General features: G+C 40.3%; 16 protein-coding genes and 1 pseudogene. 12 read left to right on the forward strand and 5 right to left on the reverse strand.

Annotated elements, in window-relative coordinates:
• Nucleotides 1–28: 28 nt before the first annotated feature.
• Nucleotides 29–955 (reverse strand): LysR family transcriptional regulator, encoded by a 927-nt coding sequence (locus F902_RS08085; RefSeq protein WP_005202560.1) that lies wholly within the window; start codon nucleotides 953–955, stop codon nucleotides 29–31.
• A gap of 118 nt (nucleotides 956–1,073) precedes the next feature.
• On the opposite strand from F902_RS08085, the gene F902_RS08090 reads away from it, so the two are divergent.
• The 5 genes from F902_RS08090 to F902_RS08110 all read left to right on the forward strand — a co-directional run bounded on the left by F902_RS08090 (nucleotide 1,074) and on the right by F902_RS08110 (nucleotide 4,817).
• Nucleotides 1,074–2,054 carry an MBL fold metallo-hydrolase gene (locus tag F902_RS08090; protein WP_026057490.1) on the forward strand — a complete coding sequence of 327 codons (981 nt, stop codon included), beginning with the start codon at nucleotides 1,074–1,076 and terminating at the stop codon, nucleotides 2,052–2,054.
• Nucleotides 2,055–2,210: 156 nt separating this feature from the next.
• Complete coding sequence (locus F902_RS08095) at nucleotides 2,211–3,110, forward strand: LysR family transcriptional regulator (RefSeq protein ID WP_005202562.1); 900 nt, start codon at nucleotides 2,211–2,213, stop codon at nucleotides 3,108–3,110.
• A 144-nt stretch (nucleotides 3,111–3,254) separates the two neighbouring features.
• Nucleotides 3,255–3,584, forward strand: a complete 330-nt coding sequence (locus F902_RS08100) for a hypothetical protein (RefSeq protein WP_005202563.1) — start codon at nucleotides 3,255–3,257, stop codon at nucleotides 3,582–3,584.
• A 130-nt stretch (nucleotides 3,585–3,714) separates the two neighbouring features.
• Entirely contained in the window at nucleotides 3,715–4,338 is a 624-nt protein-coding gene (locus tag F902_RS08105; RefSeq protein WP_005202564.1) for a class I SAM-dependent methyltransferase, read from the forward strand.
• 251 nt (nucleotides 4,339–4,589) lie between these two features.
• A complete protein-coding gene (locus F902_RS08110) occupies nucleotides 4,590–4,817 on the forward strand; it encodes a hypothetical protein (RefSeq protein WP_005202565.1) in 228 nt (75 codons plus the stop codon).
• A gap of 191 nt (nucleotides 4,818–5,008) precedes the next feature.
• On the opposite strand, the gene F902_RS08115 is transcribed toward F902_RS08110, so the two are convergent.
• Nucleotides 5,009–5,239, reverse strand: a complete 231-nt coding sequence (locus tag F902_RS08115) for a hypothetical protein (RefSeq protein ID WP_004652770.1) — start codon at nucleotides 5,237–5,239, stop codon at nucleotides 5,009–5,011.
• Between the two features lie 293 nt (nucleotides 5,240–5,532).
• Here F902_RS08115 and F902_RS08120 point away from each other — a divergent pair, with 293 nt between their 5' ends.
• On the forward strand, nucleotides 5,533–6,144 hold the full coding sequence (locus tag F902_RS08120; protein ID WP_005202567.1) for a LexA family protein: 612 nt from the start codon (nucleotides 5,533–5,535) through the stop codon (nucleotides 6,142–6,144).
• A 4-nt stretch (nucleotides 6,145–6,148) separates the two neighbouring features.
• Nucleotides 6,149–7,447, forward strand: coding sequence for a Y-family DNA polymerase (locus tag F902_RS08125; RefSeq protein ID WP_005202568.1), 1,299 nt, complete (start codon nucleotides 6,149–6,151; stop codon nucleotides 7,445–7,447).
• Between the two features lie 22 nt (nucleotides 7,448–7,469).
• Here F902_RS08125 and F902_RS08130 read toward each other — a convergent pair whose 3' ends face one another.
• Nucleotides 7,470–8,378, reverse strand: coding sequence for a LysR family transcriptional regulator (locus F902_RS08130; protein ID WP_005202569.1), 909 nt, complete (start codon nucleotides 8,376–8,378; stop codon nucleotides 7,470–7,472).
• A 98-nt stretch (nucleotides 8,379–8,476) separates the two neighbouring features.
• Between F902_RS08130 and F902_RS08135 the strand changes: the two genes are divergently transcribed.
• Nucleotides 8,477–9,073 (forward strand): FMN-dependent NADH-azoreductase, encoded by a 597-nt coding sequence (locus F902_RS08135; protein ID WP_005202570.1) that lies wholly within the window; start codon nucleotides 8,477–8,479, stop codon nucleotides 9,071–9,073.
• A gap of 73 nt (nucleotides 9,074–9,146) precedes the next feature.
• On the opposite strand, the pseudogene F902_RS08140 reads toward F902_RS08135, so the two are convergent.
• Nucleotides 9,147–9,782 (reverse strand): annotated as a pseudogene (locus tag F902_RS08140) (SDR family oxidoreductase).
• A gap of 211 nt (nucleotides 9,783–9,993) precedes the next feature.
• On the reverse strand, nucleotides 9,994–11,097 hold the full coding sequence (locus F902_RS08145; RefSeq protein WP_005202573.1) for an MBL fold metallo-hydrolase: 1,104 nt from the start codon (nucleotides 11,095–11,097) through the stop codon (nucleotides 9,994–9,996).
• A gap of 261 nt (nucleotides 11,098–11,358) precedes the next feature.
• On the opposite strand from F902_RS08145, the gene F902_RS08150 reads away from it, so the two are divergent.
• The 4 genes from F902_RS08150 (at nucleotide 11,359) to F902_RS08165 (ending at nucleotide 15,256) form a co-directional block, all read left to right on the forward strand.
• Complete coding sequence (locus tag F902_RS08150) at nucleotides 11,359–12,006, forward strand: hypothetical protein (RefSeq protein WP_005202575.1); 648 nt, start codon at nucleotides 11,359–11,361, stop codon at nucleotides 12,004–12,006.
• A 17-nt stretch (nucleotides 12,007–12,023) separates the two neighbouring features.
• Nucleotides 12,024–12,989: a 2-hydroxyacid dehydrogenase gene (locus F902_RS08155; protein ID WP_005202578.1), complete on the forward strand. Its 966-nt coding sequence runs from the start codon at nucleotides 12,024–12,026 to the stop codon at nucleotides 12,987–12,989.
• A gap of 111 nt (nucleotides 12,990–13,100) precedes the next feature.
• A complete protein-coding gene (locus tag F902_RS08160) occupies nucleotides 13,101–13,688 on the forward strand; it encodes a 1-acyl-sn-glycerol-3-phosphate acyltransferase (RefSeq protein WP_005202579.1) in 588 nt (195 codons plus the stop codon).
• 170 nt (nucleotides 13,689–13,858) lie between these two features.
• Entirely contained in the window at nucleotides 13,859–15,256 is a 1,398-nt protein-coding gene (locus F902_RS08165) for a M48 family metalloprotease (protein WP_374755509.1), read from the forward strand.
• Nucleotides 15,257–15,304 lie beyond the last annotated feature (48 nt).

The raw sequence follows: 15,304 nt of genomic DNA on the forward strand, positions 1-15,304 counted from the left end.
GGATGACTGGGATCAAAAAAGGAACTACTTAGTCGCTTAATGCTGGATGTAGTGTGTGCCGTAATCGCGGAATTGAAAAATCTAAAAAGAGTTTTGTTGCCAATAAAATATTTTCTCGTGTTGGTATAAGTGCATTCACTAAAGATGCTTGAGGTGACCATGGCGAATCAGGTTTAAAGACATTTACAAATTGGCCAGAATTCAATTCATGAGCACATAAATACCAGGGCAGAACAGCAGCTCCCATGCCTTGTTGCACAGCCGATTTAAGTACTGACATATTGCCACAACTGATATAAGGCTCGAGCAATACTGTATTTAAGTCATTATTTTGACTGGTGAATATCTGAGAAGTTAGGTTCTTTTGCACGCCTAAAGCAATGAAATTTAACTGTTTGAGTTGTTCTGGAAGCTCAATTTTTTCTTTATCACTCATATAATCCTGACTGGCAACCAGTATCATCGGTAAATCACAGACAGGGCGAATAATTAAACTCGAGTCATTGAGGAGTTTGGAAGAGATTCGAAAAACCAGATCGACTTGTGCACTGATCAAATCAATATTGTGATCTGATGTGTTGATGATCAGGCGTATCTTAGGATATTTTTGTAAGAACAAATCAAGAATAGGCAGCAATGCTTCTTGTGCAAATGTTGAGGAACATCCGATTCTTAATGTCCCTTTAGGGTCGCCAGCAAGGTCTGTTGCAACCGCAAAAGCATTTTGTGCAGCTTGTTTTAATGCTTTTGCATGAATATAGACTTCTTCACCTGCTGGCGTCAGAACAACATTTCGGGTATTGCGATGTAATAAACGGACACCAATTCTATTTTCCAGTTCTGCAATATGTCGACTGAGTTTAGAGCGCTGTACGCCTAAATCACGTGCCGCAGCTGAAAATCCAGCATGCTCGACCACCTCAACGAATAATAAGAGATCATCCAGTTTTTGCATGGCGGCCCAATCCATTATTGTTGCTAATTTTAGGACAGTATATTGTGGATTTTGTGGGTTTTGTCAGAGGCCTGAACTTGTTAGATTGATCTCCGTGAAATCTATGCAGGGTTTGTCGGTGAGCACGTTTAAAAATCAAATAATTAGGGTATTTTTGAGCTATAAATTTTTTGTAGCATTATTGCTGTCATTGCCTCTAAGCCCTGTTTTTGCGAAAGATAATGGGATTGCCGTAGATCAATCTATCTATCGGAATCGTGCTGTGTTAGCGGATTTTACCGCGGCATCCTGTCCAGATAATCCAAGAAGCTTAACGCAAGTCAGAGGTAATCTGTACCGACATACTACGGGTGCAGGCTTAGCCGTACATAGCGGTTTAGTTTTGATCACTAAAGAAGGTGCTTTGGTGATTGATCCAGCGATGACCTGCACATCGACATGGCTAAAAGATGAAATCAAGAAACGTTTTGATGTGCCTGTAAAATATGTGGTTTATACCCATGCACATGCGGACCATATCAGTGGTGGGCAAATCTTTAAAGCAGATGGTGCAACTATTGTTGCTAATCAACGTAGTCTTGAACCGATCGTGGGGGAGAAGTTAGCCACAGCATTACCAGATCGCGTTTTTGATCAGGACATGAAAATTAGTTTAGGGGGCGAGGAGGTTTTATTACATTACGTTGCACCGAGCCATTCAGACAGTATGGTCATGGTACTGTTTCCAAAATATAAAGCACTGCAATGTACCGATGTGTGTGAAAGTAAAAGCATGCCATACAATGATTTTTTAGATTTTTATTACACAGGCTGGATTGATAGCCTGGATTGGGTGATCAAGCAAGATGTCGATTTTATTGATGTTGGACATTATAGCCCTGCCACACGTGAAGATCAGATCGCATTGCGTCATTATATTGTCGACTTGCATCAACAAGTTTTGGATTTGGTTCGTGCAGGACAGTCGTGGGATCAGCTCTATCGTAATGTCAAAGTTAGCCCCGAAGTTCAGGACTGGATCGGTTTCAGTACGATGAAAATACCGAATATTCAAGGCATGTATCGTTGGGTAGCCAATCATCGTCGGGGGAACTGGTAGCCATATGGTCAGATAAAATAAGGGCTTTTCTGTTGAAGCAGGAGTTTGTATCGAGTCTGATGATTTGGTCTGAATAGGCAAATTCATGTGATGCATTATGCTGAAATGTAAAACCAGTGATGGAATTGATTTGGAACGCGTCTGAACAACAGATGAATGAGTGTTAAAGTGTTAGAAATTAAAGATTTAGAAACGTTTATATATGCTGTTGAAAACTCTTCTTTAACTGTAACTTCAGAAAAGCTAGGTATTGATCAATCTACGGTAACCAAACGCATCAATAATATTGAGAAAAAACTAAAAGGAAAGCTATTCAATCGTAAAAGCCGACCTTTGCAGCTTACGCATTTGGGAGAGCAGGTATACTTTAAAGGTCGTTATATCCTCGAGCAAATGGAACAATTAGAGTATTTTCATCAGCAAGAGGTTCTTCCAAATCAAGAAAAAGTGAGCATCGGTGTTCCAATTACCTTGGTGGATGATCTCTCTGAATATATTTATGAAAGGTATAAGCACGACCATTATTTGACAGGTGTTGAGATACAAAGTGGTTGGGGGCGAAGTCTAATTCAGCGAGTCGCTGAGAGTGAGTTACCGCTTGCCATTGTGATGATTCCTTCCAATCTTAATCTTGCGAACCATTTATCTTTCTTGAACATTGGGACTTTACCTTTAGTCGTGGTTTCGGCCAGAACTGGCGTGAAAGAACATACCAGTTTGGAGCGATGCAGTAAGAAAGGTTGGGTGATCCACCCTGAAGGATGTTGCTTTAGAGAATGCTTAAATAAAGAACTAAAGGAACGAAAGTTGTTCCTATATGCCAATAAAGAAATCTTCGGGATAGAACCGCAGTTACACAGTATTTTAAATGGAGATGGTTTGGGGATTTTTCCAAAGCCGTTTATAGATCAGCACTCGGCATTTAACTCTGACCTTGAAATTGTGGCGCTCGAAGATTTTAATGTTAGTGTTAATGTAGGCATTATTTATGCTGATCAGCGTCATTTGAAAGAAGTGAATTATTTCGCAAAAATTGTGAAAGAGCGATACTTCTAGCCAGTTAGCATGGCAAAGATTGGACTTGCTCTTTTAAGAAAAAAGCTCAAATGCTGCAAATTGGGGGATAAGATTTAAAGCAATAAGCGTAAGCACACATGTTAAGATAAAGCATCAAAATTAAAAACAAGCTAGGGCTTGAGCATGAGAAGAACATTAGGTTTGATGTCTGTTCTGATCGCATCAACGGGGATTTTTGCAACTGAACTACCAGTGGAACAGCAGGGTGAGCGAGTTGCTCCTATTCATTCAGCATTACAAAAAAGCAAGGATTCTCTGATTAAACAGTCTACGAAAAAAGCAGATATTGATGAAGAAGTTGATACTCAGGCTTTGAAATTAGGTGGGATTCATCGTCGAGAAGATGCTAGACAATACCTTGAGTTAAAAAATGAAATAGAAGAGAGCCGTGAACAGCCCGATGATAAAACCAAAAATCAGAAAGAAATATCCAATGTGATGACACAGAAGTAGATTTTATTTGATGTCTGGGGACAAATTAATTCTGTAGCTATCAAGCTGTTCACGCCAGTGCCATAATCACCAGATAATTTTTCATTTCGCTGATGCTGGAGTGTCCGATTAGCGCTGAGAAGGAACTCAAATGAGCAGAAATTATTGGGAAGAAGTGTATCAATCCAAACAAGCTGACCAAGTGAGTTGGTATCAGCAACACCCAAGTAAAACAATTGAGTTGATGCAATCTCTGGATGTGCCGTTGCATGCCAAGCTGATTGATGTGGGCAGTGGCGCCTCTCTCTTGATTGATCATCTGCTTGAAGCTGGATATCAATCTTTATATGTGCTTGATTTATCCGAAACTGCATTAGATATAACCCGTGCAAGGTTAACTGCAAAGAGCTTAGACAGTCGCCATGTGCATTGGTTAGTTGCAGATGTGTGTACGGTTGCACTTGCGTCTCAATTTTTTGATGTGTGGCATGATCGTGCGGTATTTCATTTTATGCTGACAGAGATACAACAGGAACAATATCTACACAATCTACGTCAAACATTAAAGCCAAGCGGATATCTGATTTTGTCTACTTTTGCTGAAGATGGGCCAACACAATGTAGTGGCTTAACGGTAGAGCGTTATAGTTTGGCTAAGTTGAGTCACAAACTGGACAAGGATTTTATATTGCTACATCACGAGATAGAGCTACATATTACCCCTTGGGGCACAGAGCAAAAATTTCTCAATACGATCTGGCAATTCAGAAACTAATATTTTAAAAGATCTACCGCTCATTTAAATGATGACGAGAGGTGAATTATTTTGAAACGTTTTAAACGTAAATGTAACTCGATGGTTAATTAAATATTAACGGAATTTATAAATTAAAAGTTAATTTCAATGGCTTAGCGGTTTAAACAATAAAAAGATAATACTTATAACTCTTGTTACAACGATTTTATCGACAAGTTATCGAAAATTTCCCATAGTCCTATGAACCTATAGATATTGGGAGAACTGTTATGGATAAGATTACAGTCATCGTCAAGGACCAAGAAGAAAACGAATCGATTGTCGTTGCACAGCTGAATGATTTAGAAGATCGTGATATTCCTTTTTTTAAACGGGTTGAACATATTGAAGTAGAAGGAAATATCATTTTTCCGAATATTGACTTACTTTTTGAAAGTGATACTGACGGTAAAATTTATAAGTTGGTTGCACCTGTGAATGACAAAAGATTTATCTGAATTTAAACCGATGATTCAACCTTATAAAAAGGCCCACTGATGCGATTGCAATCTGTGGGTTTTTATTTGAGAGTATTAAAATAATGTACAAGTTGAAGCGTATTTAAGTTGAAAATAAAGAGCTTGTTGAGTGAGATCATGGTACAAGCTCTTTTTATAGCGCAAGGTCATATTGAATCGATATGTTTTTATCAATGAATGGGGTTAAGACCTTTAACAATGTCATTAAACTCTGAACCATTTAACCAAAAAGATTTCTTTAAAAAAAGTGTGGTCATAATACTTTCTGCGGCTTCACTATTTTGGTTGTCACAAAATAGTCCGTAGCTATCACCTAACACAGTATTGTTCTCGATCAGGCGAATAAAGAAAGCATGTTGTTCGTCAGCATAACCAAGAATAGCATCACGTCGATTGTTCATTTTTCATGTCTCCACATCAAAAATATTTGAATAAAACTTAACTGCTGAGAGATCAAATAGATTAATGAATTAGATCAATGGCTTAACATTTTTGAGCTGAGTAAAAATAAGATAAGTCATTCATTTAAAACATTAATTTTAGTTTGTCTTATACATCCTTGTCTAAGTTAAACAAGCTAAAATCTGATCTATGGATTCATTGTTATGCAAAATTAATTGTACGTCAACTTGAATTTGTAACTTTTTCAAGTTAAATTATTTGAAAGTATTTTAAGCTTGGGTAGGGGGAAGTTATGTCCAAAAAAACTGAATTTGAGCATGGAGGGGCAAGAAGCAATGCTGGGCGGAAGGCACAGTTCACTGAGCCGACCAAAGTCATCCGTGTTCCCGAATCTCAAGTTGATTTCATCAAAAATTGGTTACTGAATAATGTCAAAACTGGTACTCAAACTGATTTGACGACATCAATGAAAATACAGAATGTCCAAGCTAAGAATGATCGACTTTATCACATTCCATTGGCAACGGAACGTGTTGCCGCCGGTTTTCCGTCGCCTGTCCAAGACCATGTTGAACAAGCTTTAGATTTAAATGAATTTTTAATTCGTAACGAAAATTCTACTTTCATTGTGAAAGCAAATTCACTTTCAATGTTAGATGCAGGCATTGATATCGATGATCCTTTGGTGGTAGATCGTAGTCTTCCTGCCAAATCTGGGGATATTGTAATTGCCTTGATTGACAATGATTTTACCGTGAAGCGTTTAATGGTTGATCACCATTTCAGCCCACCTAAAGTGTGGTTAAAAGCTGAGAATCCTGACTACCAGAATATTTATATTAGCGAGGGACAAGAGTTACTGATCTGGGGTGTTGTGACCTATAACCTGAAACCGATGAGATAAGCCCATGAGTCTGCCACAACGTATTTTTGCTTTGATTGATGTAAATAACTGCTATGTTAGTTGTGAGCGCGTGTTTAATCCAAAGCTGGAAAATCGTCCTGTGGTGGTGTTGTCCAATAACGATGGTTGTGTGGTTTCCCGTTCTTATGAGGCGAAACAGCTCGGTATTCGGATGGCTGTGCCTTTTTTTCAGATTGAAGAGATTATTCAACGGCATCAAGTCGAAGTTTTTTCAAGTAATTATGCCTTGTATGCGGAAATGTCGCGCCGTTTCATGAATATATTGGGCAGCTTTGTCGATCCATGCGAGCAGGAAGTGTATTCAATAGATGAATGTTTTCTAGAGTTAACCGCCTATCAACAAAGTTATGATCTTACTGCTTATGCGCATCAGATTTTAGATACCGTCAAAAATTGGTTAGGCTTGCCGTGCTGTATCGGGATTGGTTATTCCAAAACTCAAGCAAAACTCGCCAATAATCTCGCCAAAACCCATGCCTGTTTTAATAGTGTCTGTAATATCGTTGCTGAAGATCCCTGCGTGATTGAAGATTTGTTGCAGCATATGCCCGTAGGGGAAGTGTGGGGTGTGGGTCGTAAGATTCGACAACGTTTGGAAAAAATGAATGTCTACTCGGTGATGGATTTGCTGCAAGCAGATGCAAAAATGATGGGAAAGTATTTTTCAGTGCTGATGGAAAATACCGTCAAAGAATTACAAGGTATGGCTTGCTTAGAACTTGAGGATGTTGTGACAGACCGTCAACAGGTGTTGAGTAGTCGTTCATTTGGACAGCCGATTCAGGAGAAAAGTGATTTAAGTGGCGCACTGACTGAATTTAGTTTACGTGCCATAGAGCGCTTACGCCATCAGAAACTATTATGTAAGGCGGTTGGGGTAAGTATTCGTACTAACCGCTTTAATAAGGATCAGTATTATCGACCTTATACGGTCGTCTATTTGCCTGACTACAGTGATGATCGTTTAGAGATTATCAAAGCGGTACAGCAGGGGCTTGATCGCATTTTTCAAGCTGGGCATCGTTATAAAAAAGCGCAAGTGATCTTGTTAGACATCATTCCGCAACATAGCCATGCTGTGGATTTATTTCATGATACCGATGAACTGATTGCTCGTCGTAACCTCTCTACAACTTTCGATGGAATTAATGAAAAGTTCGGACGGGACACCATGACGTTGGGGCGTTTAATCACCCCTCATGGGAGGGCATGGCGTATGACGCAAAATCATAAATCACCAAGTTATTTGACTAATTGGGATCAAGTTTTAAAGATTGGATAATGATTTTTGTATAGATGGGTGGTTAATTGGCACTGAGCTGAGATGGGAATACCGCGACCAACAGATCAATGGCTAAACGCGTTTTAAGTGGCATATAGCTTAAAGCAGGCCAAACCACATGAATCGGGAAATCGACACTGGAAAACTCTGCCAATACCTGAACTAAACTGCCATCCTGTAGTTCTTTATGAATCAGCCAGTCAGGAAGCCATGCAATTCCTTGATCTAATAACACTGTATTTTTAATCGCCTGCATATCATTTAACAGCAATTTTGCTTTGGGTTTGATGGCATACAGTTGTTTGTTTTTATCTTGAAGATGCCATTTCGGTGGGGACCCAGAATAAGGATAAGCAATGGCCGTGTGCTGTTGTAGATCATCCAAGTCCTTCACTGTGCCTGATTGCTGTAGATATTTGGGTGTGGCACAGAGTAGCATCCGATGATCGCCTAGCTTTCTCGCAATCAAATGATGGCTATCTGGTAAAGCGCCGATACGAATAGCTAAATCAAAACCATCTTCGACCAAATCGACAGTTCGGTCATTAAAAGAGAGTTCTACCTGCAAATCAGCATGCTGTTGCGCCAGTTCAATCATCATTGGGGCAACATAGAGTTGTCCAAACAGAACTGGGGCCGAAATTCTTAATAAGCCCGTTGCACTGATTTTACCCTGATCCAACAAGCTTTCAGCGGCATGGATTTCTGCAATAGCACGCTGACTGTGCTCATAAAACAGCGTACCTTCGGCTGTTAAGCTGAGGGTTCGAGTAGTACGCTTAAATAAAGTCACGCCCAAACGTTGTTCTAAACGCGCAATGCTTTTACTCACAGCCGAGCGGGTCAGATGTAGTTGTTCAGCAGCATTGCTAAAGCTTCCTGCCTCGACCACCGTCACAAAGATTGAAATCGTACTCAGCTCAGTTTGCATGATTGTAGAATTTTTGGAATCAATTCACTGAAATAGTATCACTACTGGCGATTAAAATGTAATAGTAAGATAGCTCCATCAAGATATGGAGAACAAACATGGCGAAAGTGTTGGTATTGAAATCAAGCATTATGGGTGATCAATCACAGACGAGCCGTTTGATCGATGCATTTTTAAAACAACGTGCAGAAGCAGGCGTACAGGATGAAGTAATCATTCGTGATTTAACCACGCTTAACTTACCTGTACTGGATGCTGAAATTTTCCATGCACTGCGTGGTGCAGAACACGTTGCAGCGCCGATACAAAAGATTGTCCAGTTATCGGATGAGTTGATTGCAGAACTTAAAGCAACGGATCTATTGTTGATCGGCGCGCCGATGTACAACTTGAATGTGCCAACACAGTTGAAAAACTGGTTCGATTTGGTGGCGCGTGCCCGCCATACTTTTAGATATACCGAAACTTATCCTCAAGGTCTGGTTGAAGGTGTCAAGGCAATCGTGATGAGCAGCCGTGGTGGTATTCACCTTGGGCAAGTGACGGATGCAGTAACGCCTTATCTACAGTCTGTTTTAGGCTTAATGGGGATTCATGAAGTGAGCTTCGTTTATGCGGAAGGTCTGGATATTCCTGCTTTAAAGGTGGATGCATTAAAAGATGCACATCTAAAAGCCCAACAGGTTGCTGTTTAAAAAAATACCCCTTACTACCGAGACTTGGTAGGATCGGACACGCAGGGTGCCTGTTTGTCCGATTTTTTCATATTTAGATGAAATAAGGTTGATCGGCATCTGAGTGTGGTTTATTGAGCCCTAAGTTTTTTCTAGAGGCTAATGCTGGCGTTTGAATAATTTTCACCACGAAGGCAGCGACACTTTTACGTGAGATGACCGTGCCTTTAAAATGCTCATGGCGTTCCGTTGTTTCATAGTCAATTTCATCTTCATCCATGAGTCACGCCGCACGCAAAATACTATAATCCAGATCAGAGGCTTCTAATAAATCTGCTGCTTTACGATATGGGCCAAGGTATTTGCCGATTTCATTGCGATTCCATTCACCAAATTTACCTTTGACTTCATCATAAATGCCTAAGGAGTTGATCAGAATAATACGTTTAACGCCTGCGCCGTGCATAGCTTCAATGATATTCTGTGTTTGCTGTTCTAATTCACCAGCAAGGTTGGCATAAACAATATCTTGACCTTGGACGATCTGTTTTAATTTTTCCAGATCTAAAACATCCGCTTCAATGACTTTTGCATTGTTCGGCAAATCAGTGCCTAATTTTTTTGCATCACGGAGTAATAGCGTTTGAGTCAGTTCAGGCTCGTTGGCTAACATGTTAATGACCCATTGAGCAATTTGACCTGATGCGCCAAGAATTAATACTTTTTTCATTTTGAACTACCTTTATTTCACTTTTTCATTCAAGAAAACACATGTGAATGTCATTTTCTTGATCTTTGATGATTTTATTTAAGCTTAAAAATACGAAAAGGATTGACCTGAAATGCTCAGTTGTTTGCCTAATTTGATGAGCTTGTCGATTTTTGCAGTATCCATAAAAAAGCCCCATCGAAATGAGGCTGATATAACAATTATGATTGAATTAGCGAATATTCTTCCACCACTGTTTAAACGGTTGCTGTTCATTATCCAGCTCAACCAATTCTCCAATCATCGGCGTCGCAAGGCGATATTTTCTGCTTTTTGAATATTCAACAATACGGGTAATCGGTTCATACCAAGCATGCTTGGCCAAACTGAATTTTGAATGGTGTACAGGAATCATATTACGCGCATTCAGTTCTTCAGTGGCTTGGGCAACCTCATCAGGATGGCAATGTACTGAACGCCAAGCGGCGTCATATTGCCCATTTTCCATTAATGCCCAATCAAAGGGACCGTATTTCTGTCCAATCTCGACAAAGTGCTTGTCATAACCACCATCACCGGTGTAGAAAATCTTTTTATTCGGGGATTGAATCACGAAAGAAACCCATAAATTCTTACCACCATCAAAGGCACGTCGTGAATCATGATGGGTGGTTTCAGTGATAATGCTAATCCCATCATCAAACTCGATTCGATCACCCCAATCTCGCTCGATCAGTTTATTTTTGGGATAACCCCAGTATTCAAAGTGTTCACCGACGCCTAGACCAGTAATCACGTATTTAACTTTGTCTTTGAGTTTAAGTGCCGTTTCATAATCTAAATGGTCATAGTGATCATGCGAAATCAGCAAATAATCAATCTCAGGTAAATCCTCAACCCGATAGATATCAGTCCCTTTATAGGCGCGTGTGCCCCAAGGGAAAGGAGAGGCTTTGCCACTCATAACAGGGTCGATCAAAAAGGTTTTACCATGCAACTGCATAAATACCGATGAGTGTCCAAACCAGATCATGACATCTTGTTTTGGATCAAGAGCAAGTAGATTGGTTTTAATGGAAGGAATGGGATCAATCGGATTACGATGAGGAATGGTTTTAATAAAGGTTTTATAGAGTTCAACCGCAATACTAGAGCCTTCGCTCATGCCTGATTTTTCAATTAAATTTCGAAATTGACCTTGGCGATAGTTGGGAGAGCTTTCAATGACTTGTAGTCGTTCACCAGAAGGGATTCTACCGAATAAGGGTTGTTGTGCATATATAACACTCGCTGCAATAAGCAGGGCCACGGCGATCGCAACAAAAAGAATAAGCATAAATGGAGTCAACCTTTTCATTTGAGCATTCGATACGATATTAATAAAAACTAAAAGCGACAAAATGATGAAATATTGTCTAAAAGTCGATGAATGAAAACTTGCCTATTGTTATTGAATATTTGCCTAAACGAACGAGAATTGAATGTGTATTGATGTGATTGAGCAAAAGGAAGTCATTTAGCAGGACTTGGTTTATGCTAGACTATGCAAGGTTACAGTGTTGTAAATCACTGTGAGTCAAGACAACGAGTAGGTAGCATGATCGGGCAGCAAAGAAACATATTGGCAACTTTAGGAATAGATGTTTGGATTCCTAGAGAAGTGGTATGTCAAAAAAATACTGCACCGAACCTATGGCGAGATCAAATTGTTGAAGAAGCTTCGCAACCGTTGACACCGATATTAGATGTCGTACCAACGCCAAAAGAAATTCAAGTTGCATCGCGACCAACATTAGCGATCACTGAAAAAGAAATTCCTCAGCCTACAGAAATTATTGCCAAGCCTGTTGTAAAAGAAGCTGTTGTTGAAAAAGAACAGATTGTTATTACAACGCAGATTCAGGCATTTGAACTGCAAATGTATGTTTTAGAAAACTGTGCCATTTTGTTGGAAAGCAGTCAGCTCAGCGATGCACAAAGGCAGCTCTGGCAAAATATTCAAAAGGCACGATTGGGTCAATACGCAGAGTTGAAATGGCCATTTCCCTTGGCTGCATTTCAAGAGAGCAGAGGACTACCATCCTATATTCAAGGCTTTCTGGATGCTACTGCAAGCGGCAGAAAGATATTATGCTTAGGTCAACTGGACTTTATTCAGCATTCTAATATATTACATTTAGCGAGTTTAGAAGAAATGCTGGCTCAACCTGTCTTGAAAAGACGATTGTGGCAGCTCATGCAATAAAGAACGGAAATCGAATCATGAAGAAAGTCGTTGTATTCAGCCAAATAGATCAGGACGTGATAGCGCAGTTACAGCAAGATTATCAGGTGGTGGTGCTCAATCCTAAGCTTGGTGATATCAATGAACAGATTCGGGCCGAAGTCGTTGATGCCGATGCCATGATAGGTGCAGGGCGTTTACTCAATGAAAGCAACTTAGCACCTGCACAAAAACTTAAAATTATTTCGACCGTGTCGGTTGGCTATGATAATTATGATGTCGCCTATCTCAATCAAAAGAAAATTTGGCTTGCCAATACGCCACACGTTTTAACGGAAACCACAGCCGATCTAGCCTTTAGCTTGTTACTGAGTGCCGCACGTAAGATTCCACAATTAGATGCTTGGACTAAGCAAGGGCAGTGGAAGCGTACCGTTGCGACGGAACAATTTGGGGTAGATGTTTTCGGCAAAACCCTTGGTATTATTGGCTTAGGTAATATTGGAGCCGCGATTGCCCGTCGTGGTTTTTATGGTTTCAATATGAATGTTTTGTACCATAATCGCCGTGAAAAGATTGAGGTGGCTCAGGCCTTCAATGCACAGTATCGTGATTTAGATCAGTTATTGCAGCAATCTGATTTCATTGTAGTGGCCGTTGATTTGAATACTGAGTCTAAAGCACTGATTGGTGCAGAACAGTTTGATTTAATGCAGAAACATGCAGTGTTTGTGAATATTGCTCGCGGTTCGGTGGTGGATGAACATGCATTGATTGAAGCATTACAGCAAAATAAAATCTTTGCCGCAGGTTTGGATGTGTATGCCAAGGAACCACTACAAAGTTCTCCATTATTTGAGCTAGCAAATGCCGTGACTGCACCACATATCGGTTCGGCAACTGCTGAAACACGTCAGAAGATGGTCAACCTTGCCTATCAGAATTTGATTGATGCATTAGAAGATCGTACACCTCGCTATTTAGTGAATCCGAAGTTTGAATAATTGCTTACAATGCTGATCATTTGATTGCTGCATTATTGTGCGGCCTCATCTTTTTAAATTGATTAATATTGGTACACTTGCGCCCTTTGTGACTTCGTCTTGGGGTGTCTGGTGTTCGAGAAATTAGCTGAACAAAGTTTGGGTTTAATGGGCTGGGAAATTGACAATCATTGGGATTTAAATATTGACCAATGCGTCATGATTGCGGCCCCGCATACCAGCAATTGGGATGCTTTATATGCCCGTTTAGCATTGAAAGCCTTGGGTGTTAATGTGCGCCTGACCATCAAAGACAGTTATATGAAATTGCCATTTGGTCCTTTTGTGCGTGCAATGGGGGGGATCGGTATTGATCGTCGTGCCAAGCATGAAGGTCAAGAACGTCCAAGTATGGTTCAGCTGATGAGTGATTTATTTAAGACGCACCCTAAGTTAGTCATGCTAGTGACTCCAGAAGGAACGCGTGCTAAACAAGAGCAATGGAAAACTGGTTTTTATCATTTGGCAATAACAGCGGGTGTACCGATTGCACTTGCGTATATGGACTATGCCAAGAAAAAAACAGGTGTAGGAAAAATTGTTTATCCTACAGGGGATTATGAAAAGGATATGACCGAGATCATGTCTTTTTATGCCACGATCAATGCGAAATTCCCAGAGAAATTTAGTGTAGATCAGCGTTACGTCGCGGCAGAGTAATTCAGTCGATTTCAAAAATCATAAAGTAAGGCGGGATTTTCCTGCCTTTTATAACACTTTGTTGCAAATTTCTCCTTTTTTCAATGCTATATTAAATTTCTTTATTAAAATCATAGAGAAACCACTTGAGATCGTTCCTGCTCGCCTGTGGCCTTTTCGCCACAACTCAACTGAGTCACACTGAGGTTTTTTTGCCTGCGCATAGTGCTGGGCAAACAGAAGTGCCTGAAATTGGCAGCGGTATAGGTTTACTCGATCAACAAAAAGAAAAATTTATTGGCGAAAAAGTCTATCGTGAAGTACATCGTCAAATGCCAACGGTGCAAGATGCATGGTTGGAGGATCAGTTCTTGCAGGTCTTTTCAGGTATTTTAAGTCAGACTCAACTTGGTCAACCGATTGGCTTGGTGATTATTAAAGATCCTCAAATTAATGCCTTTGCCGTTCCTGGTGGTTTATTTGCATTGAATACAGGTTTGATTACTTCAGCTAAAAATCTGGATGAGATTGCTGGGGTTATGGCGCATGAGATTGCACACGTTGCACAGCGACACTATAGCCGCTCTCAAGAAGCATTTAAGGGGCAAGGTTTGCTTGCATTGGCGGGGATTCTTGTTGGGGCTGCCATTGCATCTCAAGCCGATGGCAATGCGGGTGCAGCGGTAATGATGGGGACCCAAGCGGCATTGATGGATAAGCAGTTGAGTTATAGTCGTAATCAGGAACGTGAAGCGGATCGTATCGGGATGCAGTTTATGTATGCTGCAGGTTATAACCCACAGAGTATGGCAGATTATTTTGAAACCATGCATCGTGCCACCAGTCGTGTTAGCTTTTTACCAGACTTCTGGTTTACCCATCCTTTAACCACTGAGCGGATGAGCGAAGCACGTTTACGTGCTAATCAATTACCGAAAGTGAAGTCAAAAATTTACGATCTCGATTTTGAAATTTTAAAACTCTATACCTTAGTGGTTTCAAGTCAGGCCACTGAACTTCAATTACAGTCAATGGCAAATCAAAAAAATACAGCTGCACAATTGGCATTGAGCAAGTTCTATCTTGAACAAGGTGACTACGCACAAGCACAGGCCAATTTGGATTTAGTAAAGCCGAAACTCAAGAATCATGTGCTGATTCCTTTGATCCAAACTGATATTTATTTGGGCCAAAATAAGTTAGATCAGGCCTATGCCACAATTAATCCGATTCAAAAGACCATGCCGGAGAATAGAGCCTTGTCCTATAAGTTGGCGGAAGTTTTGATTCGCCAAGGGCAAGTTGCACAGGCACAAACTTTGGTACAACGCTTTATCCACAAAAACCAGCGTGATATAGAAGGCTGGCAATTACTGCAACAAGCCACCAATTTAGATAAGAGTTCACCATTACAAGCAGTCAATGTATTGGGTTATCGTGCAGAGGCAGAGTATTGGTCGGGTTACGAAGAAAATGCAATTAAATCGATGTTACACGCACAACGGTTGGCGAAAGGGAATTTAGCCATGTCAGCCAAGATTGATGCGCGTTTAAAACAGATGCAAGATGAACGCCGTATGCGACTGTAATCGACTTCCTTAGTTGATATTTACTGAGACGTATTCAGTTTAGAAAGA

The organism is Acinetobacter higginsii (genome assembly GCF_000369525.1).
GTDB classification, from domain to species: domain Bacteria; phylum Pseudomonadota; class Gammaproteobacteria; order Pseudomonadales; family Moraxellaceae; genus Acinetobacter; species Acinetobacter higginsii.

Bases quoted from the DNA above. Each gene is read 5' to 3' on its own strand.
- F902_RS08085 (WP_005202560.1), bottom strand. From the start codon at position 955: ATGCAAAAACTGGATGATCTCTTATTATTCGTTGAGGTGGTCGAGCAT.
- F902_RS08095 (WP_005202562.1), top strand. From the start codon at position 2,211: ATGAGTGTTAAAGTGTTAGAAATTAAAGATTTAGAAACGTTTATATAT.
- F902_RS08100 (WP_005202563.1), top strand. From the start codon at position 3,255: ATGAGAAGAACATTAGGTTTGATGTCTGTTCTGATCGCATCAACGGGG.
- F902_RS08105 (WP_005202564.1), top strand. From the start codon at position 3,715: ATGAGCAGAAATTATTGGGAAGAAGTGTATCAATCCAAACAAGCTGAC.
- F902_RS08110 (WP_005202565.1), top strand. From the start codon at position 4,590: ATGGATAAGATTACAGTCATCGTCAAGGACCAAGAAGAAAACGAATCG.
- F902_RS08115 (WP_004652770.1), bottom strand. From the start codon at position 5,239: ATGAACAATCGACGTGATGCTATTCTTGGTTATGCTGACGAACAACAT.
- F902_RS08120 (WP_005202567.1), top strand. From the start codon at position 5,533: ATGTCCAAAAAAACTGAATTTGAGCATGGAGGGGCAAGAAGCAATGCT.
- F902_RS08125 (WP_005202568.1), top strand. From the start codon at position 6,149: ATGAGTCTGCCACAACGTATTTTTGCTTTGATTGATGTAAATAACTGC.
- F902_RS08130 (WP_005202569.1), bottom strand. From the start codon at position 8,378: ATGCAAACTGAGCTGAGTACGATTTCAATCTTTGTGACGGTGGTCGAG.
- F902_RS08135 (WP_005202570.1), top strand. From the start codon at position 8,477: ATGGCGAAAGTGTTGGTATTGAAATCAAGCATTATGGGTGATCAATCA.
- F902_RS08145 (WP_005202573.1), bottom strand. From the start codon at position 11,097: ATGCTTATTCTTTTTGTTGCGATCGCCGTGGCCCTGCTTATTGCAGCG.
- F902_RS08150 (WP_005202575.1), top strand. From the start codon at position 11,359: ATGATCGGGCAGCAAAGAAACATATTGGCAACTTTAGGAATAGATGTT.
- F902_RS08155 (WP_005202578.1), top strand. From the start codon at position 12,024: ATGAAGAAAGTCGTTGTATTCAGCCAAATAGATCAGGACGTGATAGCG.